General features: G+C 63.0%; 19 protein-coding genes and 1 pseudogene. 13 read left to right on the forward strand and 7 right to left on the reverse strand.

The features are described from left to right. Positions 1-1,436: ATP-binding protein (locus tag VBE63_RS13310; RefSeq protein WP_323683518.1), on the forward strand; the 1,436-nt coding region annotated here is incomplete at its 5' end. Positions 1,437-1,667: 231 nt separating this feature from the next. On the opposite strand, the gene VBE63_RS13315 is transcribed toward VBE63_RS13310, so the two are convergent. After that, complete coding sequence (locus tag VBE63_RS13315) at positions 1,668-1,853, reverse strand: hypothetical protein (RefSeq protein ID WP_323683519.1); 186 nt, start codon at positions 1,851-1,853, stop codon at positions 1,668-1,670. A 31-nt stretch (positions 1,854-1,884) separates the two neighbouring features. On the opposite strand from VBE63_RS13315, the gene VBE63_RS13320 reads away from it, so the two are divergent. The 4 genes and pseudogenes from VBE63_RS13320 to VBE63_RS13335 all read left to right on the forward strand — a co-directional run bounded on the left by VBE63_RS13320 (position 1,885) and on the right by VBE63_RS13335 (position 6,091). Continuing rightward, positions 1,885-2,292, forward strand: a complete 408-nt coding sequence (locus tag VBE63_RS13320) for a type II toxin-antitoxin system VapC family toxin (protein WP_323683520.1) — start codon at positions 1,885-1,887, stop codon at positions 2,290-2,292. A gap of 135 nt (positions 2,293-2,427) precedes the next feature. Next, entirely contained in the window at positions 2,428-3,408 is a 981-nt protein-coding gene (locus VBE63_RS13325) for an MBL fold metallo-hydrolase (protein WP_323683521.1), read from the forward strand. A gap of 63 nt (positions 3,409-3,471) precedes the next feature. After that, positions 3,472-3,723 (forward strand): annotated as a pseudogene (locus tag VBE63_RS13330) (ParD-like family protein). Between the two features lie 181 nt (positions 3,724-3,904). After that, the gene (locus VBE63_RS13335) at positions 3,905-6,091 is read left to right on the forward strand and encodes a patatin-like phospholipase family protein (protein ID WP_323683522.1); all 2,187 of its coding nucleotides are present in this window, start codon (positions 3,905-3,907) and stop codon (positions 6,089-6,091) included. A 145-nt stretch (positions 6,092-6,236) separates the two neighbouring features. Here VBE63_RS13335 and VBE63_RS13340 read toward each other — a convergent pair whose 3' ends face one another. After that, entirely contained in the window at positions 6,237-8,129 is a 1,893-nt protein-coding gene (locus tag VBE63_RS13340; RefSeq protein WP_323683523.1) for a propionyl-CoA synthetase, read from the reverse strand. 245 nt (positions 8,130-8,374) lie between these two features. Between VBE63_RS13340 and VBE63_RS13345 the strand changes: the two genes are divergently transcribed. Both VBE63_RS13345 and VBE63_RS13350 read left to right on the forward strand, forming a co-directional pair. Then, positions 8,375-8,755 carry a DUF805 domain-containing protein gene (locus VBE63_RS13345; protein ID WP_323683524.1) on the forward strand — a complete coding sequence of 127 codons (381 nt, stop codon included), beginning with the start codon at positions 8,375-8,377 and terminating at the stop codon, positions 8,753-8,755. Between the two features lie 249 nt (positions 8,756-9,004). Then, a complete protein-coding gene (locus tag VBE63_RS13350; RefSeq protein WP_323683525.1) occupies positions 9,005-9,136 on the forward strand; it encodes a hypothetical protein in 132 nt (43 codons plus the stop codon). Positions 9,137-9,297: 161 nt separating this feature from the next. On the opposite strand, the gene VBE63_RS13355 is transcribed toward VBE63_RS13350, so the two are convergent. Then, positions 9,298-10,008 (reverse strand): metal-dependent hydrolase, encoded by a 711-nt coding sequence (locus VBE63_RS13355; protein WP_323683526.1) that lies wholly within the window; start codon positions 10,006-10,008, stop codon positions 9,298-9,300. Between the two features lie 86 nt (positions 10,009-10,094). Further along, the gene (locus tag VBE63_RS13360; RefSeq protein ID WP_323683527.1) at positions 10,095-11,396 is read right to left on the reverse strand and encodes a multifunctional CCA addition/repair protein; all 1,302 of its coding nucleotides are present in this window, start codon (positions 11,394-11,396) and stop codon (positions 10,095-10,097) included. Between the two features lie 174 nt (positions 11,397-11,570). On the opposite strand from VBE63_RS13360, the gene VBE63_RS13365 reads away from it, so the two are divergent. Both VBE63_RS13365 and VBE63_RS13370 read left to right on the forward strand, forming a co-directional pair. After that, entirely contained in the window at positions 11,571-12,158 is a 588-nt protein-coding gene (locus tag VBE63_RS13365; protein ID WP_323683528.1) for a DUF2939 domain-containing protein, read from the forward strand. Between the two features lie 72 nt (positions 12,159-12,230). Beyond that, positions 12,231-12,638 (forward strand): hypothetical protein, encoded by a 408-nt coding sequence (locus VBE63_RS13370; protein WP_323683529.1) that lies wholly within the window; start codon positions 12,231-12,233, stop codon positions 12,636-12,638. A 30-nt stretch (positions 12,639-12,668) separates the two neighbouring features. Here the strand turns inward: VBE63_RS13370 and VBE63_RS13375 are convergent, their stop codons facing one another. The 3 genes from VBE63_RS13375 to VBE63_RS13385 are packed head-to-tail and all read right to left on the reverse strand — an operon-like array spanning position 12,669 to position 17,340. Continuing rightward, positions 12,669-13,967 (reverse strand): MFS transporter, encoded by a 1,299-nt coding sequence (locus VBE63_RS13375; protein ID WP_323683530.1) that lies wholly within the window; start codon positions 13,965-13,967, stop codon positions 12,669-12,671. Positions 13,968-13,993: 26 nt separating this feature from the next. After that, a complete protein-coding gene (gene fixJ, locus VBE63_RS13380) occupies positions 13,994-14,614 on the reverse strand; it encodes a response regulator FixJ (protein ID WP_323683531.1) in 621 nt (206 codons plus the stop codon). After that, a complete protein-coding gene (locus tag VBE63_RS13385; RefSeq protein ID WP_323683532.1) occupies positions 14,611-17,340 on the reverse strand; it encodes a PAS domain-containing sensor histidine kinase in 2,730 nt (909 codons plus the stop codon). The genes fixJ and VBE63_RS13385 overlap by 4 nt, the downstream gene beginning before the upstream one ends. 186 nt (positions 17,341-17,526) lie before the next feature. Here VBE63_RS13385 and VBE63_RS13390 point away from each other — a divergent pair, with 186 nt between their 5' ends. From VBE63_RS13390 to VBE63_RS13405, 4 genes are all read left to right on the forward strand, one after another. Next, positions 17,527-18,006 carry an RDD family protein gene (locus VBE63_RS13390; RefSeq protein ID WP_323683533.1) on the forward strand — a complete coding sequence of 160 codons (480 nt, stop codon included), beginning with the start codon at positions 17,527-17,529 and terminating at the stop codon, positions 18,004-18,006. Beyond that, positions 18,006-18,650, forward strand: coding sequence for an MBL fold metallo-hydrolase (locus tag VBE63_RS13395; protein WP_323683552.1), 645 nt, complete (start codon positions 18,006-18,008; stop codon positions 18,648-18,650). The genes VBE63_RS13390 and VBE63_RS13395 overlap by 1 nt, the downstream gene beginning before the upstream one ends. 74 nt (positions 18,651-18,724) lie before the next feature. Further along, positions 18,725-21,817, forward strand: coding sequence for a DUF349 domain-containing protein (locus VBE63_RS13400; RefSeq protein WP_323683534.1), 3,093 nt, complete (start codon positions 18,725-18,727; stop codon positions 21,815-21,817). Positions 21,818-22,055: 238 nt separating this feature from the next. After that, positions 22,056-22,847, forward strand: coding sequence for a DUF2189 domain-containing protein (locus VBE63_RS13405; protein WP_323683535.1), 792 nt, complete (start codon positions 22,056-22,058; stop codon positions 22,845-22,847). The last annotated feature ends 54 nt before the right edge of the window (positions 22,848-22,901 follow it).

Consider the following 22,901-nt stretch of genomic DNA (forward strand, 5'->3'; position numbering starts at 1 on the left):
ATTACTTCCTCTCGCGCCCACGCCGTTTCGGCAAGAGCCTGTTCCTGGACACCCTCGCCGAGCTGTTCAGCGGCCATCAGGCGCTGTTCACCGGGCTGGAGGCGGAAGATCATTGGGATTGGTCGCGACGCTTCCCGTTGATCCGCTTCAGCTTCGGCGGCGGCATTGTTCGCGATCCAGAGGAGCTTGAGGTCAAGATCCGAGAACAACTCGAGATCAACCAACAGGCGCTCGGCATCCGCTGCACGCTGCCCAGCGTTGGCGGCTGCTTTGGCGAATTGATCCGCGGTGCGCAGGCCAATAGCGGCGAGCGCGTGGTGGTGCTGATCGATGAATATGACAAACCGATCCTCGATAACCTCAGCGACCCCGAGACTGCCCGCGCGATGCGCGACGGGCTGCGCAACCTCTACTCGGTGATCAAGGACTCGGATGCCTCGATCCGCTTCGCCTTCCTGACCGGGGTGAGCAAGTTCAGCAAGGTCAGCCTGTTCTCGGGGCTGAACAATCTCTTCGATCTCACCGTCGATGCCCGCTACTCGGCGATCTGCGGCTACACCGAGGCCGATCTGGACCAGATCTTCGCCCCTGAGCTGGACGGGCTGGACCGGGAGCAGGTTCGCGCCTGGTACAACGGCTACAACTGGACGGGGGAGGCGGTCTATAACCCCTTCGATCTGCTGCTGCTGTTTGAGACGCGCGAGTTCCGCGCCTGGTGGTTCGAGACCGGCACGCCGACCTTCCTCGTCGATCTGCTCTCCCGGCGCGGCTTCTTCACCCCGCGCCTGGCCCGGCTGCAGGCCACCGAATCGCTGCTCTCAGCCTTCGATGTCGATCATCTCGCGCCCGAGGCGCTGCTGTGGCAGACCGGCTATCTCACCTTCAGCGGCTCGCGCCGAATCGGCGCGCGCACCGAATACAGCCTTGGCTACCCCAATCTTGAGGTCGAGAGTGCGCTCAACGATGCCCTGCTCAAGGGGCTGATGGGCGATCCCTCCATCGCCGACCAGGTCGTCAGCCGACTCTATGATGTCTTGGTCGCCGATGACCCCGACGCCCTGCGCCAGCACATCGAGAGTCTGTTCGCTGCCATCCCGCACCAGTGGCACGACGGCAATCCCATTGCCCGTTACGAAGGCTTCTACGCCAGCGTCTTCTACAGCCACCTGGCCGCCCTCGGGCTGGATCTCGTCACCGAAGACGCCAGCAGCCATGGCCGACTCGATCTGCGGCTGCGCTTCAATGGCCGCCTCTGGCTGTTTGAATTCAAGGTCGTCGAGCTGGCCTCAAAAGGTCAGGCGCTGCAGCAGATCAAGGACCGTGGCTATGCCGACAAATACCGCGCCGAAGGGCTACCGATCCACCTGATCGGCATTGAGTTCAGCCGCGAGCAGCGCAGCCTGATCGGCTTCGAGCACGAGACCTGGATGCCTTGAGATTCGGTCGGGTGAGTATTTTAATCTGGCATCGTTGTTAAAGTTGTGCCGCTTGTTTCCGAACCGTTACCACTTCGGAGATGGAGCACCATGCGCCTTGGTCACCATACAGAATGGGCTTGTTTACACGAAGCTTTTTGGCGTAATTGGCCAACCGATCAGGCGGAACCGCTATACTCTGACCTTCCTGAACCTTGAATCGCCTGGATGACCATGGACCGCACACCGATTTCACTCGAAACCGGGCTGCACCGGCGCCTCGGTGACGAAGCCCAGCGTCGCGGCATCAGTTTTGCATCGCTGCTCCACGGCCTCATCGACGAGCACCTTGTCGAGGAGGATCAGCCACTGGCTGAAGACAGTCTCGACACCCTGATCGGCATTGGCGAAGGCAGCGGCGACGCGGTTGGTCGCCATCACAATCGCTACCTGTACGGACCTTAAAGCCTTGCCGTTCGCCTTCGTCGACACCGGCGCCTGGTATGCCCTGCTGGACAAGAAAGACCCCGATCACGCGGCGATCGTCGAGGCGTTTGTTGAGTACCGCGGCAGACTGGTCACGAGCAACTACGTCTTCGACGAGACCGTCACCCTAGCGCGCTACCATCTTGGCTGGAGCGTTGCGCATCAGTTTGGCTGCACATTGCATGAGCGGCGCGTCGCGCGCATGGAGCGCATCACCCCACAAGATGAGGCCGCCGCCTGGTCCATCTTTGGGCAACAGCAAGACAGGCACTACAGCTTCACCGACTGCACCAGCTTTGCGCTGGTGCGGCGCCTGGCGTTGCCAATCTGCTTGGCCATCGATCCAGACTTTCGCGCCTTCGGCCTACCCTGCTTGCCGAGCACCCGTTAACCCTTGCCGAGCCTCCGCTAACAGCCTGCCCGCCATTCACTTGAGCAACCGGCCTAAAGTGGGCCCTGCCAGACAGCCCATGAGGCTTGAAGGCTGTTCAAGTTGTTCGCGGACCGACATTCATTGGAAATGACCATGCCTAACGCTGACTCAGCCGCCACCCGTTATCAAGCTGTCGCCAACGGCGTCTTCTGCATCGAGACCGGCCTCTACCGCGACGGCCTCGCCGCCTGCTATCTGATCCGCGAGCGCGATCGGCTCGCCTTTATCGACACCGGCACCACCCACAGCGTGCCCGGCCTGCTCGGGGTGATCAACGACCTCGGGCTTACGCCTGCCAATGTCGACTATGTAATCCCGACCCATGTCCATCTCGACCATGCCGGCGGCGCCGGCGCGCTCATCGCCGCCTGCCCCAACGCGACCCTAGTGACCCATCCCAAGGGCGCGCCGCACCTGATCGATCCCGCCAAGCTCAGCGCTGGCGCTTCCGCGGTCTACGGCGAGGACGCCTTTGCCCGAGACTTTGGCGCGCTCAAGCCAGTGCCCGAGGCGCGCGTCATCGCCGCCGACGACGGTCAGACCTTCGACCTCGCCGGCCGTCAGCTCAGCTTCATCCACACGCCTGGCCATGCCAACCACCACGGCTGCATCTTTGACGAAGGCTCCGGCGGCCTCTTCACCGGCGACACCTTCGGCATCTCCTATCGGGAATTCGACACCGCCGCCGGACCCTGGCTATTCGCGCCGACCACCCCGGTGGCCTTCGATCCAGACGCCTGGCTGCAGAGCCTGGACCGGATGCTGACCCTCGAGCCCCTGGCCGCCTTCTTGACGCACTACTGTCGCATCGACACCCCGCCGCAGCAGGTGGACCAGCTCAGGCGCAGCATCCGCGACCTCGCCGCCATCGCGCTGGAACATGCCGACGCGCCTCGACCTGCGCGCAAGGACCACATCAAGGACGCGATCAGCGCGCACCTGATCGCTGATGCCCGCACTCACGGCTGCAGGCTGGACGAGCCGCGTATGCACGAGCTGTTGGCCGTGGATCTGGAACTCAACGCCCAAGGACTGGAAGTCTGGCTCCAACGTCGCGAGAAGCGCGGCCGCTAATTCCAAGCCGTACGGACGATAATCGCCCACCACAAACATGGTCATGGAGGACAAAGGCAGGCAATGAGCAACCCGAGCAGCGAGAGCATTTCCGTCCGCATTCCGCCTGACCTCTATCAGCAGGCGAGGTCCGACGCCGCTGCCGAGCATCGCAGCATCCCGAGCCAGATCGAATTCTGGGCCTAGGTGGGACGGACAGCACTCGACAACCCGGACCTGCCCGTCATCTTTATCTCGGAAGCGCTGGCCTCCCTCGCCGAGCCTCGTGAGGAAGCCAAACCCTTCGAGCCGCGGGTAGTGCTCCAGATCTGTTGAGTTACCCAGCAAGTTTTTGATTTAGAATGATTAAATATTATTCAATAACCGATCTGGAGCACTACTCAACCAAGCACTGGAAACACGAGATGAAGGACTCGGTAAAAGATGAAGGCGGTATCGGCACCCGGCTAGAGACCATGCTAGTGTGGCAGCCGCTTTTAGATAGACGAGAAGTATCATGAGGCTCGCCTTCGTCACAGTCTGCTTACTGGCCGCATTCACCACCGCCACGGATGCGGACGCACGTCCCCGGGTCGGCCTGGTGCTGGCCGGTGGCGGCGCCAAAGGCTCGGCCCATATCGGCGTGCTCAAGGTCCTTGAGGAGCTGCGCGTGCCGATCGACGCGATCGCCGGCACCAGTATGGGGGCGCTGGTCGGCGGTGGCTACGCATCCGGCCTCAGCGCCGCCGAGATGGATGAGGCGGTCACCTCGGTCGATTGGAATCAGCTCTTCGACGATGACCCCCCACGCGCCGAGTGGCCCATGCGCCGCAAAGAGGAGAGTCTGCGCCCGACCTTCGGCTTTGCCATCGGCCGGCGTGATGGCAAGTTCCGCCTGCCCAAGGGTGCGATCTCGGGCCAAGAGGTGCTGCTCTACTTGAGTCAACTGACTAACGGGGCAGAAGGGGTCGCGCACTTCGATCAGCTGCCGATCCCGTTTCGGGCTGTCGCCACCGATCTTGAAAGCGGCGAGATGGTGGTCATCGACCAGGGCCCCTTGCCGCTGGCCATGCGCGCGAGCATGGCCGTGCCGGGCGTGTTCGCGCCTTTGGAAACCAAGGACCGGATCTACGTCGACGGCGGACTGGTGCGTAACCTCCCGGTCGACATCGCGCGCGCGATGGGCGTCGACCGGCTGATCGTGGTTAAGCTCGACTCCACCCCGCCAAGCCGCGAGCAGCTGAGCACGGTGCTGGGCAGCTTTGGGCAGATGATCAACTTTGTCTTCGCCCAGAATGAGGAACGGTCGCTCGCCGAGATCGATCCCCGGCGTGACATCCTAGTCCGACCGCAGCTCGGTAACATCGGCGCAGGCGACTTCAACCGCGGGTCGGAGGCGATCGCGACGGGCGTCGAGGCGGCGCGGCAGGTCTCGGCGCAGCTTGCCACCCTCGGGGTGAGTCCGGCCGAGTACGCCGCCTGGCGCGCGTCGATCGAGCGTCGGCGCCAGCCGATCGAGCATATCGATGAGGTCCGCGTCGTCGGTCTGGAGCGGATTAATCCAGATCTGTTCGAGTCCGTGGTGGAACGGCACCAAGGCCAACCGCTCGACCGCAGCGAGCTCGAGAGTGACCTCAACCGCCTCTACGGGCGTGGGGAATTCGAGCGGGTCAACTACCGCATCGAGCGCGAGGATGGGCGCAACCTGCTGATCGTCGACGCCGTCGAAAAGGCCTGGGGACCGGGCTATCTGAGCTTCGGCCTCGGCCTCAGCAACGACTTCGAGGGCGACAGCCGTTTCGGGTTGCGCGCAACCTATCGCCAGACCTGGATCAACGCGCTCGGCGGTGAATGGCTGAGCAGTATCAATATGGGCAACGAGCCGCACCTGTTCTCGGAGTTTTATCAGCCCTTCGATACCGCGCGGACCGGCTTCGTCGCACCCTACATCGACCTCGGTAAGGTACCACTCAGCGTCTTCCAGGGTGACGGCCGTGTTGCCCGCTACGACATCGCCCGCTATCGCATCGGCCTGGACGTGGGCACCACCTTCGGCCGCTTCGCCGAACTGCGACTCGGCCTGCTGACCGGCCAAGCCGATGCCACCGTGGATACCGGCTCATCACTAGTGCCCGAGATGCGCAACAACGAGACCGGTCTGCGTGGCCGGCTGCTGTTCGACACCCGCGACAGTGGCGCCTTGGCCCGCCGGGGTGATTACCTCAAGGCCGATCTGTTCGCGCCGCTCAAGGACCTCGGTGCCGACGAGCAATACTTCCGCACCGAGATCCAGGGCGGCAAGGCGATCAGCAGCGGAGCCAATACGCTAACCATAAACCTCCGTGGTGGCAGTTCGTTCGGCGACCAGATGCCGTACTACGATCAGTTCCCGCTCGGTGGCTTCCTCAAGCTCTCGGGCTACGCCAACGAGCAGTTCCGCGGCAACCAGTACGCCTTCGGCAGCCTGGTCTACCAGCATCAGCTAACCACGCTGACGCCGCCGCTCGGCAAGGGCCTCTATCTCGGCGGATCAGTCGAGGCCGGACGCCTCTGGGATGTCCGTGAGGAGCTGAACCCGAGCGAGACCCGCTACGGCAGCAGCCTATTCTTTGGCGCCGACACCTGGCTCGGCCCCTTCTATCTCGGACTCGGGCTCTCGGGTGATGGCAACGCCTCGGGCTATGTGATCCTGGGTAAGCCATAAGGGATGACGCTGCCAGCCCGTTTCAGACCATGACACGGCCCCTGCTCACCGGTGCCTTGCTGGTCATGATCACGGGACTGATCCAGGGCCTGGGCTCGATCGCGCTGATCCGTTTGTTAGCAGTTCAGCTTCGCTCAGCGCCCACTCACCGCGCATACCCCATCGCCCGCAACGACTGCGCGATCTCATCCAGGATCGCCGGATCATCAATCGTTGCCGGCATCGCCCAGGTCTCGTTATCAGCGATCTTAACCATGGTGCTGCGTAGGATCTTGCCGGAGCGGGTCTTCGGCAGCCGCGAGACGATGGCGACGAGCTTGAAGGCGGCGACCGGGCCGATCTGATCGCGCACGCGCTGGATCAGCTCGGCGTTCAGCTCGGTGACGCCGCGCTCGACGCCGGCCTTGAGCACCACCAGCCCCAGCGGCAGCTGGCCCTTGAGCGCATCATGCACGCCGATCACCGCGCACTCGGCGACATCCGGATGGCTCGCTAGCACCTCTTCGATCTGCCCGGTCGAGAGCCGATGCCCGGCGACATTGATCACGTCATCGGTGCGGCTCATGATCCAGACATAGCCGTCCTCGTCCTTGAAGCCGGCATCGCCGCTCAGGTAATAGCCAGGATGCCGGCTCAGATAGCCCTCGCGAAAACGCGCGTCGTTGTTCCACAGCGTCGCCAGACAGCCGGGCGGCAGCGGCAGCCGGATGCAGATGTCGCCCATCTCGCCGGCCGGACGCTCATCGCCCCGATCGTCCAGCACACGCACGTCGTAGCCGACCATCGGCCGGGTCGGCGAGCCGGGCTTGACTGGCAGCGACTCGATGCCGAGCGGATTGGCGGCGATAGCCCAGCCGGTCTCGGTCTGCCACCAGTGATCGATCACCGGCTTGTCGAGCAGTTGCCGCGCCCAATGCAGGGTGTCCGCATCGCAGCGCTCGCCGGCCAAGAACAGACTCTGCATCCCGCTGAGATCGTAGCGCCCTAGATGCTCGCCCTTGGGGTCCTCCTTCTTGATCGCGCGGATCGCGGTCGGCGCGGTGAACATCACCTTGACCTGATGCTCCTCGATCACCCGCCAGAAGGCGCCCGGATCGGGGGTGCCAACCGGCTTGCCCTCGTAGATCAGCGTGGTGCACCCGGCCAGCAGCGGCCCATAGATGATGTAGCTATGACCGACCACCCAGCCGACATCGGAGGCGGCCCAGAAGACGTCACCGGCTTGGACGTTGTAGATGTTGGCCATCGACCAGTGCAGCGCCACCGCATGGCCACCGTTATCGCGCACCACGCCCTTGGGCCGACCCGTGGTGCCGGAGGTATAGAGGATATAAAGCGGATCGGTCGCCGCGACCGGCACGCAGTCAGCTGGCTCAGCGGCGGCTACCGCCTCGTCCCAGTCGAGATCGCGCCCCGGCTGAAGCTCGGCGGCGAGCTGCGGGCGCTGCTTGATGATGCAGGCTGTTGGTTTGTGCGTGGATTGCTCGATGGCCGCGTCGATGAGCGGCTTGTAGGCGACGAGGCGATTCGGCTCAATGCCACAGGAGGCCGAGAGAACGAGCTTGGGTTGGCAATCGTCAATGCGGGTCGCCAGCTCACGCGCCGCAAAGCCGCCGAACACCACCGAATGGATCGCCCCAAGGCGCGCGCTGGCGAGCATCGCCATCGCCGCCTCTGGGATCATCGGCATGTAGATGATCACCCGGTCGCCCCGACCGACACCCTGCGCGGCAATCGCACCGGCCAGCGCCGCGACCTGATCGCGCAGCGCCTGATAGCTGTAGCGCTGGACTTGCCCTGTGACTGGACTGTCATAGATCAGCGCCAGGCGCTCGCCGTGGCCGGCCTCGACGTGCCGATCGAGCGCGTTGTAGCAGGTATTGAGCCGCCCACCCGCGAACCAGCGCGGGGTTGGCTGCGCTGTGCGATCGAGCACCTGCTCCCAGGATTGATCCCAATGCAGGCCCTCGGCCGCACCTGCCCAGAAGGCCTCTGGCTGCTCGATCGAGCGTTGATAGATCTCGGCATAAGACGCCATACTCGAACCCCTCTCATGGTGATCGTCTTGATGATGCTCTTCATTCTTCGTTCGCGAGCGCATCATCTGGCGAGTCTACCCTGAAACCGCGTATTGTTTAGGCAGCAGTACCCTTGCGCCTAATCGGCTTCGACGGGATCATCATCGCGGGATGGATGGCGCCCAGCAACATCGACGCCTAATGCCTCTATCCCCAACCAGCGCCCCACAACGGTACAGGGGCAAAACGCTCACTGGAGAAATCGATGAATTGGTATCTCGAGGTCTTACGGAAATACGCGGTTTTCACTGGCCGCGCCCGCCGCAAGGAGTACTGGTTTTACTTCCTGATCAACTTCTTGATCATCACCCTGCTGCTGTTGACCGACAAGCTGATCGGCACGCTCGATCAAGAGGACGGCATGGGCCTGCTCAGCGGTATCTACGCGCTGGCGGTGCTGATCCCTGGCATCGCCGTGGCGATACGGCGTCTGCATGACACAGACCGCACGGGTTGGTGGGTGCTGATCGCACTGATCCCGATCGTCGGCCCGATCATCCTGATCTTCTTCCTGATTCAGGACAGCACCGCTGGCGACAATCGCTTCGGGACGAGCCCGAAGGAGATCTCAAAGCCTGAAAACTGAATGCAGACGGCTCCCACCTCTCGTTGTGAAGGCTTCAGCCTGCCGAGGGCAGGCTGCCCAGATGAACTCTTCAACAGGTAGGCGGGCGAGCGAAAAAGCGGCGCGTTTGGATTCGGAAAACACGAAGCTTAATCAAGTTTTTTCGAAGCCTCAGATAATAACCAAGTGCTATGGTTGGTCTTAATGGAGGCGAGCCGAAGGCCGCCTCACGTGACGGCGCCCCCTCATTGAACCGACCGGAGACAACACATGGCCCCCATCCTTGCTAGCATCTTCTTGATCTTGGAAGCCACTATTGCGCTTGTTATCCTGCTCGCGATCCCGGTGACGCTGGGATACGGCGCCTTCTCCGCACTTCAACACCGGGAACATCGCGGCTAGGCGATCGCCCAATGCGCCGACGCGATCCGATTCGCGATCCGGCTGACCCAGCATCCGATTCGCCGACCTGCTCAAGCCAGAACGATAGGTCATCAACCCTGTTAGCGGCGAGTCGGATGCTACCGGCTGGTGGGAAATGAGGGAGGCTTACCGGGGTGCGCTTACCACCTTGGCCAATGCGCGGTCAAGGGCTCAGTTGAGAGCCCAAGCTGACCAACGCCGGCAAGCAGTGGCGCAGGATCAGGGGTGAGACCGATCAGCAAGACGGCCAGCCCGATCAGCAACAGCGACCAGGGCCAGGCGCGCAGGCTGAGCGGCTTGAGGGCGGTGCCGAACGAGCGTTTCACGCGCCGGCCGAGTAGATCGACACTGGCGATCTCGTCCAACGTGAGATGGGTCAGGTAACCGAGCAACACAAAGCCGCCGGCCAGCCAGGCCAGTAACGGCTCGACAGCCAGCCAGAGATCCGCTGCCACGGTCGTCGCCAACGCCAGCACGATGGCCATCAGCAGGGTATGCCAAACACCACGGTGTACGGTCAGGCGCGCAAACCCCCAACGCAGTGGGAAGGCAACGAACAGACTCACGGCAATCCAGACCGCGATCTGCTCGAGCACGGCCACCTCCATCGGCACAAGGTCGTCAATCCGAAATGCCAGGATGAAGCCAAGCATGATGCCGACACTATTGAACAGCGCCCGCACCGGTGTCGAGTCATCGGCATCGATATCCGGCAAGAGGCTCGCCGCCGTGCCGAGCACGAACAGAGCCTGCGTCTCAGCACTGCTTGACAGCCCCTCGCCATAACTTGCAAAGGCCGCAACCCCGGAGATCAGGGCGCCGCCCGTCAGATGAGCACGAAAGTTGGCCATTCGATAGGCTCCTAGCAGATCAGCTCCTTAAGATTCATCACACCAAACCAACCCTCTAGAGGCAGCTAGCCAGAGGCCGTTGCACCCTATGCACGGCCTTCGGTGCATGGGCTTTCCGCGGTTTCGGCGTTTGCGTCTCCGCGAGCCCCGCGGATTGCACTGATCCTCGCCTCGCGCAACCGCTGCGGGATCAACGCCTTGTTGTCGGTCGCCTGGGCGATCTCACCGGCATTCACCGCACGCGCCGCCTGCGCCAGCCGCCGCAGCAGCGCCGCCTGTCGATAGTCACGCCCCTCGTAGCCGGTGCGGCCGCGAAAATCCGCTTCGCAGGCGATCAGCATCTGCTCGAAACGCTCGGGACGGCGGAAGAGATCGACGCCATCGAAGAGATCCTGAATCGTGGCGGCACGCAGTTCGTCAACCTTGTGCACCTTGCCATGGAAACGAGCGGTGATTCGGGCCAGTTCGCAATAGCGCCTCGGCACCCGCAGACGCTCGCAGACATCGGCCAGCAAAGTCACGCCACGCTCTTCGTGGCCATGGTGACTGGGTAGGATCTCAGCAGGGGTGTTGCCCTTGCCGAGATCATGGCAGAGCGCCGCAAAACGCACCTCAGGCAGCGGCGAGAGCCGCGCCGCGGTGTCGAGCACCATCATGACATGCACCCCGGTGTCGATCTCGGGATGCCACTTGGCCGGCTGCGGCACGCCCCAGAGCCGGTCGAGCTCTGGCAGTAGGCACTGTAAGGCGCCGCAGACGCGCAAGGTTTCGAAGAACACCGACAGCCGCGCCTCAGCACTCTGCTCGCACAACACCTTGGCGAGCTCGGCCCAGACGCGCTCGGGCACCAGTGCATCGACCTCGCCCGCTGCAACCATACTGCGCATGAGCGCCAGGGTCTCATCTGCGACCCAGAACCCAAGCCCCTGCAAGCGCGCCGCAAAACGGGCGATGCGCAGGATGCGCACCGGGTCTTCCCCAAAGGCGGGTGAGACATGGCGCAGGCGACGCTGCTCCAAATCGGCAAGGCCGCCGTAATGATCGATGATCTGACCGTCCGCGGTCTCGGCGAGCGCGTTGATCGAGAGATCACGTCGCTCGAGATCCTGCTCAAGGGTCACGTTCGGTTCTGCATGGAAGACAAAGCCATGATAGCCCGGCGCGGTCTTGCGCTCGGTGCGCGCCAGCGCATACTCTTCTTTGGTCTGCGGGTGCAGAAAGACCGGGAACTCCTTGCCCACCGGCAGGAAACCGCGCCGAAGCATCTCATCGGCATCGACGCCAATGACGACATAATCACGTTCCTTGACCTCAAGCCCGAGCAGGCGATCGCGCACGGCACCGCCGACGAGGTAGTACTCCAGGCCTGAGGTGGCAGCATCAGTCATAAAGCACCAGCGAGATCGCATTCAAATCGGTTACAGCCTCGATGTGCCGCAGGTTTCGCGCAGCCCTCAGCCACTGCTCCTAGGATGATGCCAGTCGACGAAGGTTCAGCGCAGCTGCCACGACCCTCGTAGAATACCGGGTCATCCATCCTAACGGTTGATCAGACTCACACCATGGCGCGTTTCCTCGGCCTCTCGATCCTGCTGGCCCTCGTTCTCTATGGCATCTGGCCTTATGCCAGTATCCTTAGGCTCAACAACGCATTGGAAAACCCGGACACCGAGGCCCTCGCGCCCCTCATCGATCTGGCCGCCATTCAAGCGCAGTACAAGGCGCGCATTGGCAGCAGCGTCGACGGCTTGCTGTCACGGGTGACGGATCGGCAAACAGAGGCTGCCCAGAGCGGCCCACCAGCCAGCAGACAGCCCGCCAACCACAGCAACGGAGAGCAGAACCTGCTTCAGCTCGACACCGACAAGGTGCTCGGCTGGCTCGCTAATAATTTCAAGCAGCTAGGCGATGCAGCGCTGGATCAAGCCATCAACCTTGACTGGGCTCGCAGTACCCTCGTCGCCGCAAGCCAGCGCGCCGACGACCCAGCCGGCCCAAACAGCAGCAACTTTATCAGCGCCGTCGATTTCGCCTTCTTCGAATCCTGGGATCGGTTCGTGATCCGACTTGGCAAGCTGGGCGCCGCTCCCACCTTCGTGACTCTCAGCCTCCAAGGCCATCAATGGCTGATCACGGATATCACCCACTGATCGGCCTTGCGATGGCCCCGCTCCTTTGTCTTAAAGAACGTCCGTCCAGCTGACGGCCTTGGAGGTATCCCGATGTTGTTTCGAGCCCCTGCCGCATCCTTATTGAGCGCCCTGGCGGGCGGTGTCCTACTCCTAGCGGCTGGCGACGCCGCAGCCTTCAAATGCATGCCGCTCTATGGCAACTGGTGCGGCATCGACCATCCGAGCCGAGGCTGGCCGCCACCGATCGACGCCTTCGATGCCGCCTGCATGCGTCACGACCTCTGCACCGCGCAGCCGGGCCCCAATGCGCCTTGCGATCGGGCTTTCGTCGGCGAGCTGCGCAGCATCGCCGCGCAGGTCGGCTATCTGCCGCGGCCACTGCAATGGGCCGAATATGTGATCCGGCTCAAGTCCGGTGGATCTTGGAGCGGGATGCCGACGCCAACGCCTTGGGACGCGATGGGGGTGATGTCGAGCCTAGCTGCCCCCTGTTGGTAGCACCACTGAGGGCGCGATTGGCCAAGCGGTCTAACGGCCAGGGGAATCAGCTGAGGGCCTACTCAGCGTCGCGACAGCCATGCGCCCTGCCTTGACATCCACCCGCCACAGCAACGCCGCACCGATCAGGAACAGCAGCAAGATCGGCAGCAGGGACAGACGCGGATCACCGCTCAAGGCGGCTGTGGTGCCGACCAGAAAGGGGCCAAGCACGGCCGCGAATTTGCCGATCATGTTGTAGAAGCCGAACAGCTCCGCGGTCTGTCCGGCCGGGATGAGGCTTGCAAACAGGGCCCGACTCAGGGCTTGGATACCGCCTTGGACCAGCCCAATCGCGATGGCGAGGCCATAGAAATGCTCGACCTGACTCATCTGCGAGGCGCCGCCGATCACCAGCACATAGACACCGATGGCGAGTAGGATCGCTGGCTTGGGGCCGACGCGCGCCCCGAGCCATCCAAACGCCAAGGCTGCTGGAAAGCCAACGAACTGGGTCAGTAGCAGCGCAACCATCAGGCTCGCGCTCGGGAAACCGAGATCCAGCCCGTACTTCACCGCCATGAAGATCAGGGTGTCGACGCCGTCGATATAGAACCAATAGGCGAGCAAGAACAGAAAGGTGTTTGGCAGCTTGCGGATCTCGCGAAAGGTTTGCGCCAGCTCGCGAAAGGCGCCGCGGACCGCGGCAGGGAAACGCCGTCGGCCTAACCCCTGACTCTCCGGCACCAGCAGCAGCAATGGGAGCGTGAAGACCGCCCACCAGAGCGCCACACCAAGGAACGAGAGGCGCACCGCTGCAGCCTGATCGGCAAGCCCGAAGCGCTCGGGCATCGACACCATCAGAACAAAGAGCGCAAACAGCAGCCCGCCTCCCAGATAGCCCAGCGCATAGGCCAGGGATGAGGCGCGCTCGTAGTCGGTCGGCGCAACGACATCGGTGATCAGCGCATCGTTGAAGATATTGCTGCCGAAGAAGCCGAGCAGTCCGGCCAAGTAGAGCAGCAGCGCCATCTGCCATTGCCCGGCACCAACCCAGTACAGCCCGCCGGTTGCGAATAGCCCAAGCAGCGTGAAGCCCAGCAAAAAGCGCTTCTTGGCGCCGATCTGGTCGGCTAGCGCGCCTAGGACCGGCGCGATCAGCACCAACAGCAGGCTGGCCGCGCTGCTGGTGTAGCCGAGCCACTGGGTACTCTTTGCATCAGGAAGATCGCTGGCCCAGAACTGACTAAAGAAGACCGGAAAGAAGCCGGCGATGACGACTGTTGCAAAGGCCGAGTTAGCCCAGTCGTAGCAGGCCCAAGCCAACAGCGTCCGGCGCTTGAATAACATCGGCTTGGTCCTCGTTAAGGCTGGGGTCAAAGATCGTCATCGCCACCCGCGATCAGGGCCATGCGCACCAGCTCGGCGAGTGAATCGGCGCGCATCTTGTCCATCACCCGCGCCCGATGCACCTCAACGGTCTTGGCACTGACATTGAGCAGCGAGGCGATCTCCTTGTTCGATTTTCCATCTGTCACCATCGCCATCACCTCGTGCTCGCGCGGCGTGAGCTCGGCTAGCCGCGCCGCGATCTCAGCCTTGCGCGCATGCAGCGCGCGATGCTGTTCGTCGAACTGCAGAGCCTTGCGGATGCTATTCAAGAGATGTTCATCATCGAATGGCTTCTCGATGAAGTCCACCGCGCCGGCCTTCATCGCCTTCACCGCCATCGCCACGTCGCCATGGCCGGTGATGATGATGACCGGAATACGGATCTCGCGCCGCCCTAGGTACTCCTGCAGCTCAAGCCCGCTCATCACCGGCATCCGCACGTCGAGCAACAGGCAGCCGGCGCGGCCTGGATAGTAGGCGTCAAGGAAGGCATGCGCCGAGTCAAAGGTCTCGACCTGCATGCCAACCGACTCGATCAGCCATTTCAAGGAGCTGCGCATGGCATGGTCGTCATCGACCACAAAGACGGTCAGTGCCCTGCTCATCTCTTCATGCCCTCAGCGATGCCCTCAGCGCGCGGGGGCGCGATCAGATGCAGCTCCCGGGCATCCGCCAACGCCATTGCCGGCGGTCGTTCACTGAAGACAGTCTCATCCTCGCAATCGGCAGCATCGGCAGTATCAGCCATGTCAGCCTCGTCTGCCACAGCCTCTGCCGCGACCGGCAGCTCAACCTGGAACAAGGCACCGGCACCAGGCGTGGACTCGGCGCGAATTGTGCCGTCATGATCTTCAAGGATGGTCAAACTGATTGGTAGCCCCATACCCATTCCGCTTTCTTTAGTGGTGAAGAAGGGATCGAACAGCAGATCCATGCGCTGCGGCGCGATGCCGGGTCCGTTATCTTGCACGCAGACCAGGGCGCGGTCACCAACGCGCTGAGTGCTGATCTTCAGCGCACGCTCGCTGGCGGTCGTTTCCTCTAGCGCATCGAGCGCGTTTCGCACCAGGTTCAGCAGTACTTGCTCGATCTGCACCAAATCCACATCGACCGGAATCGCCTCCTCGGACAGCTGCTGCTCGATCTGCATTTCCAGCTTCGCGGTCTCGAACTCAACGAAGCTACAGACCTCCCGCACCAGCAGATTGAGATCGACCACCGAGCGAATCGGTTGCTGCTTGCCAACCAAGGCCCGCAACCGCTTGATGATCTCGCCAGCGCGTTGCGCCTGACCGGAGATGTGCGCCATGGCATCAATCAGCGGCGCGCGCTCATCCTGACCACTCTTCAGGCGACGGCTCGCGCCGTTGGCATAGTTGACGATCGCCGACAACGGCTGGTTCAGCTCGTGCGCCATTCCGGTCGCCACTTCGCCCATGGTGCTCAGGCGGCACACATGGACTAGCTCGGCCTGATGCTGGCGCGATTCCTGTTCAGCGCGGCGCACCGCAGTGGTGTCGCGCGCGTAGATATTGACATAGCCGAGATCCTGGATCGGCACGAAAAGCAGCGAGTAGATGGTGCTGCCCAGATCATCCTCGTACTCGCGGGTCTCCCCTGCATCGAGCGTCTCTCGGACCTGGTCACACCAACGGCCTGGCAAGGGCCCGCCGGGCTCAGTCTCCCAGGCCGCAATGAGCGGCTGACTCGAGGCATTGGCATAGACGATGCGGGCAGCCCCATTGACCCGCAAGATCGGGCTCGGGCTCTCACTGGCGAAGCGCGCAAGCCCCTTGATCTCACGCTCGGCCTCTTTGCGCTTGGTGATGTCATGGATATAGAGCGTATAAACAGGTTCATCGTCGAGCGCGATCGGCACGATCGAGATCTCGATCGGGAACAGTTGCTCGTTGTTGCGCACCGCATGCAGCTCGGTGCGGGCGTGCGGTCGATCTCCAAGTGGACCACGACGGCGCGACTCCTGCAGCAGTCCGATGAATTTGGCCCGATCGCTGGGGGCGATAAAGGCGCGCACGAAATCAGTGCCGATGATCTGAGCGCGGTCAAAGCCCAGGGTGTACTCCGCGGTCGGGTTGTAGTCGATCACCGCACCAGCCCGGTTCAAGGTCACGATCGAATCCAGCGAGGCCTCCATGATGGCCGCCTTCAACGCCTCGGTCTCACGCATCTCATGTTCGTGCTTGCGCCGCATCTCCTCACGTGCTCGCAACACCAAGGAGGTGAAGTGCTGCATCCATTCCTCAAGCAGCAGCAGCTGGTTACCTCCGCCTCTAAACCCAGGCTGCTCGATCCCGAGCGCGCGCTGAGAAAAGCGGGTCATGCGCTTTAGCACCTTGTTGAGGCGCGCTGAGACCAGATAGATGACCAGTGTGAAGACTGAAATAAAGACCAAGGCGGCGATCAAGCGCTGATTACGCTCGAAATCGACCACATTACTCGACATCTTGGCCACACTGCGCTGCGGGATGAAGGTGGCGAACAGCAGGTTCCAGTTCGAGCCTTCGTAGGCGGGCAGCGATTGTGAGGTGACCAGATACTCGTCGCTCCACTCGCTAAGCAAGGTGCCGGGAATCAACTCATTGGGCTCGTTGCTGGCGAGGATGCGTTGCTCGTCAGCGTCGATCAGCGCCACGGCCGACCGGTCCGCGGAGAAACTGCCCTCTGAGGCGGAGAGGAAAGCGGTGTCCACGGGCACCAGTACCACCAGCCGGCCCATGGTATAGCCACTCGCATCCTCGACAGGGTCACTGACCACCAGGTAGGGATGATCGCCAAAGCGCGCCAGCACCGACTGCACCTGGTCGGGCTCCGTCAGCCAAGGCCCCAGGTCGGTAGCCAGCTCCGCCGGCAAGGGCTCGTCGCCGGACTGATAGACCTCACGCACCAAACCACGGGCATCCACCAGCAACACATGACTAGGCGCCAACAGCGCATTACGGCCAAACACATCAGGCAGCCAGAAGGGGCGAAAGCCAGCATAGACCACCGGATCAACCACCTCGCCCGGGAACCAAAACAACGGCTCCAGGTACTGAGCCAAACGCCGATGGTTGGCCAGCAGGCGCGTCGTTGCCGCATAATTCGTCATATATTGATCAAAGCGGATCAAGCTTTCGCGCGCACGGAGGTCAAGCCGCATCGACAGCTCACGGCCAAAGATGCGTTGCACCGCGCGGCTCTGAACCTGATCCAGCGTGATCCAGACCGCCAATCCGGCGATCAGTCCGATTAAGATCCCGATCACCGGCATCGGCAGCCGGCGCAGCAAGGTAAAAAGGGTCGGTTTGACGCTGAATCGCGGTAGTTTCACAGAACAACCCGGTTGTGGAGCAGAACCTTGAAACGCGCCCATGTTGCAGCGAGCGTCCCGAAATCCCAAAGATTTATGCAGCAGAGTCTAGCGCATGCACCCTTTACGGCTGTCAGGTACCCAGCGCAAGCGCAACCGTCGAGGTCCAGCCGATGCGAGCAACGTCCTCAACCCGCGAGCCACGCCATGACCAACCTCTCAGAGTCCCGCAGCCCCAGCCTGCCACGCCGCTTGGCCGCGATCCTCTATGATCTGCTCCTCATCGCCTCGGTCCTCTTCGCCGCCGCCTTCGTCTACACCCTCTTGGTGCAAGGTCTGCTTGGCGCCGACCTCACCCGCGGGCTTGCCGGTTTCGTCTTTCAACTCTATCTGGTCGCCGTGATCCTCGGCTATTACCTCTACTTCTGGAGCGCGGGCCGTCAGACCTTGGCGATGCGCACCTGGCGGCTGCTGATTCTGCGCGAGGATGGCGCTCCCCTCAGCAGCCTGGAGGCACTGCGCCGAATCGGTTTTGCCCTCCTGACCCTCGCGCCCGCCGGGCTCGGCCTCTGGTGGATGCTGTTCGACCGCGACCAGCTCACCTGGTACGACCGCCTGGCTGGCACCCGCACCCTGTTGCTGCGCAAAGGCGCCGCCCGATCCGACGCCACCCAGAAGGCCCCATGATGCAGTTCGAGATCATCCCCGTCACGCCGTTCGAGCAGAACTGTACCCTACTGATCTGCCCAACCACCCAAGACGCTGCCATTGTCGACCCTGGCGGTGAGCCAGAGCGCATCAGGGCGGCACTCAACCGCCTCAGCGCCAAGCCGCGCATGATCCTGCTCACCCATGGCCATCTCGACCACGTCGGCGCTGCGCCCGAGCTCGCCGCTCAGCTCGAGCTGCCGATCATCGGCCCGCATCGCGACGACGCCTTCTGGCTCGATGCGCTGCCGCAGCAGGCCCAGATGTTTGGCTTCCCGCCACAGACCGCGTTCCGCCCCGATCAGTGGCTTGAGCAGGGCGCACAACTGCAGCTCGGGGAGCGCCGCCTCGAGGTGTTGCACTGTCCTGGCCATACGCCCGGCCACCTGGTCTTCGTTGATCGCGACGCGGGTCTAGCCCAGGTTGGCGATGTCTTGTTCCGAGGCGCGATTGGCCGCACCGACTTTCCACGCGGCAACCATGCGCAGCTGCTTCGTTCGATCCAAGAGCGCCTGTTCCCACTCGGCGATGAGGTGCGCTTCATCCCCGGACACGGCCCGATGGGCCGGCTCGGCGAAGAGCGTCGCACCAACCCCTTCGTCGGTGAAGGCCGCGTCCGTTGATCGCGGCACCCGTTGATCAGCCTTGAGCGGTATACAATGGACGGTCACCTTGCCGTCACCGTTCCCTCGCTATCATGTTGCTGAAACGTCTGTTCGGCCGCCGCGCCGAGCCCAAGGCCCCCGACGCTCAACAGACCCAGGCCCAGCTCGCGACCGCACTCGAGAGCACCGAGGCCAATGTCCGTCGGAATGCCTGTCGACAACTGACCGATCTCGGGCGACTGCGAGACCTGGCCGATGCCGACCAGGACGCGGGTGTGCGCGAGCTGGCCGAGGCCCGCTATCGGCGCCTGCTGTATGGACTCGACGCCAAGGCGCCGAGCCTCGAGGCTCGGCGCGCCGAACTCAGCCGCTCAACCAACCCAGGCGTCATTGCGCAAGCCGCCACGCAAGCCACTGAGGCCGAGCTGCGCCTTGCCGCGATCAGCCAGCTTGAGGATGCCGCAGTGCTGGCGAACTGCGCGATCCATGACATGGTCGCCGGTAACCGGCTGGCTGCCGCCGAGCGCGTACAGCAGAAAGAGGCGCTGGAGCAAATCGTCAAAGCTATGGGCAAACGCGACAAACGGGTCTATCGACTCGCCCGCGAACGCCTCAAGCAGCTCATCGATGAGGAAGAGCGCCCACAGCGGGCGCAAGCGCTCGGCAACGCGCTCTGCGAGCGTTTGGAGGGGCTGGGCCGCTACGAGAACTGGCTGCAGGATCGCGCCGTGCTCGGGCATCTCGAGCAGCAATGGCAACGCATCGAGACCGATGTCGATCAGATCCTGCGCGATCGCTTCCAGCATCTCCGGCAGCGCTTCCTTGCGGACTACGAGGCCTCTCAGCGAACAGCGGCAACAACCCGGGCGACCGAGCAGGAGAGCCAAACCGCAAGAGCGCTCGAAACAGCATCGGAGCCCGGCAGTGAGGACGAGGTTGAGCAAGCCAGGGGAGAAGACCCGAGCGGCCTTGAGCAGAGGCCTCAGCCTCTGCAGACCGCTCGAGGGGACGCCGAGCAAGACGCCGCAGCCCCCCCCCCTGCGCTGGACCCGACCTTCCGGGGCGCTGAGCCGGCACGTCACAGACAGCACCCAGAAACCACACAGATCGAACAGCTTGATCAGGTCGGACCGGCGGCGGAAAAGCTGCTCGCTGATCTGCGCCGACAAAGCGAGCGCAACGCCATTCCCGATCAAGGCAGCCTCGACAACCTGCGCAAACGCCGCCGCCGCTTGCCAAGCACAGAAGCACTCGCCGCGGCCTTTGGCCATCACAACAAGGCGGAGATCACGGTAGACCCCAGCGGGACGGCTGACACCGCGGAAGCCGACAGCACACCGCAAGCGCAGCTGACGAGGCTGCAAGAGATCGACCAACGACTCGAGCGTCTCGAGCAACGCTTCGAGCGCCACCAAAAACAGCTGTTGCGCAAGCTGGAGACCCTGCCCGAGCGTCTCACCGAGCTGGAGCAGCATCTCAACGACGGCGAGCTAAAGAAGGCCGATCCGCTCTATCAGAGCATCAGCGCAACCCTTGATCATGGCCGCACAGCGGGCCTCGGTCAGGATATTTTGGCCGCGACCGATGAGCGCCTGAAACACATTGCCCCACAGCTGCGCGAGCTACGCCTCTGGCGGCGCTGGAGCACAGACGAGCACCGCGCCCAGCTCTGCGCTCAGGTCGAGGCCCTCGCCGCCGACACCCAGCACGACGATGAGCCCAGCATCAACCGTTTGGAGGAGCTGAAGGGCCAATGGCAGACACTCGATCGCCAGGGCGCTCCCGCCGATGATGCCCTCTGGGAGCGTTTCCGCCAGGCCGCGGAGCAGATCCGCGAGCGCTGCCGACCTTATCTCGAGGCCCAATCTGCACTGCGCAGCGAGAACCGCAAGCAGCGCGAGGCGCTGGCGAAACGGCTCGAGGACTTCTTGGCCAAGGTCGACTGGGAGCGCGTCGACTGGAAGAAGCTACACCGCGCCGAGCGCGAGATGCGACAGGCCTGGAACCGACTGGTCGAGGCCCCCGGAGGCGACCATCACAGCGCTCGTGATCGCGCCATCGAAGGCCACTTCCGACGCGCGTTGCGGCAGCTCGATCGCAGCTTGGCCGAAGAGCGCGAGCGCAATCAGGCAGAGAAATATCAGCTGCTTGAGCAGATGCAGGCGCTGGCCGAAGAGCCGGACCTGCGCAAAGCCATCGATACCGCCAAGCAACTGCAGAGTCGCTGGCACACCCGCGTCCCCGGGCGACATCGCGACGAGAATGCCCTTTGGCAGCAGTTCCGCGCTGCCAGCGACGTGATCTTTGCGCGCCGAGCGGCAGAGTCCGAGGCGCGCGGAGCCAGCCTGCGCAACAATCTGGCGACGCGAGAGGCCCTCTGCCAAGACCTCTTAGCCCTGGCTGAGGCCGAGCGCTTGCCGGAGGCACTAGAGGAGCAGATCCGCGCACTCAAGACGCGTTGGAACGACACCGAGGCGCTGCCAATTCCTCGCCAGGCTCAGTCAGCGCTGAACCGCCAATGGCGTGAGGCGCTTGCCGCGGTCAAGGATCATCTCACCAGCCTGTATGAGGCCCAACGTTGGGCGGGGCTCGAGCCGCTCGCCGAACGCGCCGCCTATTGTGACCAGGCCGGTCGCCGGCTCATAGCGGCGGAGTCCAGTGCGGCCACACTGAGCGCCACCACGACATCCAATGGCACCGAGCCCCCCCCAGCTGACCATGACAGGGGCAGGGTGCTTGGAACGCAGCAGGACTGTGAGGGGCTGAAACAGGGCTGGGATGCCTTGCCGAGCCTTGAGGACGCTGCTCTCGCAGCAGCGATGGACAAGGCGTTCGATCAGGTGCTCAGCAGTTGTCGCGAGCCGAGTCAGCGCCGCAGGCTGGCCGAGCTCCTCAACGAGAACCTGGCGCGACGCGAGGCCTTGTGCCTGAGTCTCGAGATCATCAGCCAGATCGACTCGCCGCAACACTTGCAGAAGGAGCGGATGCAGCGCCGGGTCGAGCGCCTGCGCGATCGAATGGCCGATGGCGAGAGCGCCAACAGCAGTGACGACAGTAGCGCCCTGCTCCGGGACTGGTATCGACAGACCCCAGCAGCCGCCTCCGCGACCCTGGATGCACGCCTCGAGCGGATCAAACGCGCACTGTTCGACGGCGCCCCTCAGACCAGTCCCAGAGACGCTTAGCCAGAGGCTGTCGGCGGCTCAAGCGCGACAGCCTTCAGTCGCTCATTCGAGATGTCTTCGGCCGCTGACGCGTGTAGGTTTCCAATCGCTCAGGCGGGACCTCTGTGAGGCGCTCAGGCCTCGCCGCGATAACTCCGCCCTAGTCATCAGCGATATTCCTTGCGTTTTGTCAGTGACTGAACCAAATTAGGGGCGCAGCAAGCCATCACAAACAAGATTACGACCGGAGGAATTCGCGATGGATCAGACCAGCGTCGCCGACGCCGTGCAGGCGGAGGCCATCATTGTCGTCAACAAGATCAGCTTCGCCCAACCCTGGGAGTGGATTCAAAAAGGCTGGCGCGACATGCTCACAGCCCGCCGTTACAGCCTCACCTATGGTGCCGCCATCGTGCTGATCAGCGGACTGATCACCCTGGGCCTGAAAAGTGAGGGCATGTTCTTCATCGTGCCCTTCCTGGCCGCCGGGTTCTATCTGCTGGCACCAATCATTGGCCTTGGGCTGTACCAGATGAGCGCGCATGTCGAGCGCAACGAGCCAATCCAATTCTGTAGTGCGCTCGAGGCCTGGCGTCGGAATCAGGCCCAGCTTGGGGTCATCACAGCCGGCCTGTTGATCATCATGCAGCTGTGGATGATGTCGAACTTCGTGCTCTTTGCACTGCTCTACAACGGCATGCATCCGCCGTTGGAGAATTTCTTCAGCAACGTCTTCCTTTCAGGGCAACACAATGCCTTCGCCTTCGCCAGCACAGCCGTGGGTTTCTTGCTGGCCTGGCTCGCCTATGCGATCAGCGCCATTTCGGTGCCCATGCTGATGGACCGCAAAATCGATGGCTTTACTGCGATCCGCACCAGCGTCAAGGCGGTCACTCAGAACTGGGCACCGATGACGCTCTGGGCCCTGCTGATCGTGTTCTTCATCGGCATCGGTATCCTAACCTTCTACATTGGCCTGGCGATTGCGATGCCGCTGGTCGGCCACGCCACCTGGCATGCCTACCGTGATCTGGTGCCGAGCGAGCACTAAGCCCTGCCCGCTGGCGAAGGCGGTACCGCACTGGGTCTCCTCGGCTGGATCACT

It is taken from the genome of Lamprobacter sp. (assembly GCF_034860625.1).
Taxonomy (GTDB): Bacteria; Pseudomonadota; Gammaproteobacteria; order Chromatiales; family Chromatiaceae; genus Lamprobacter.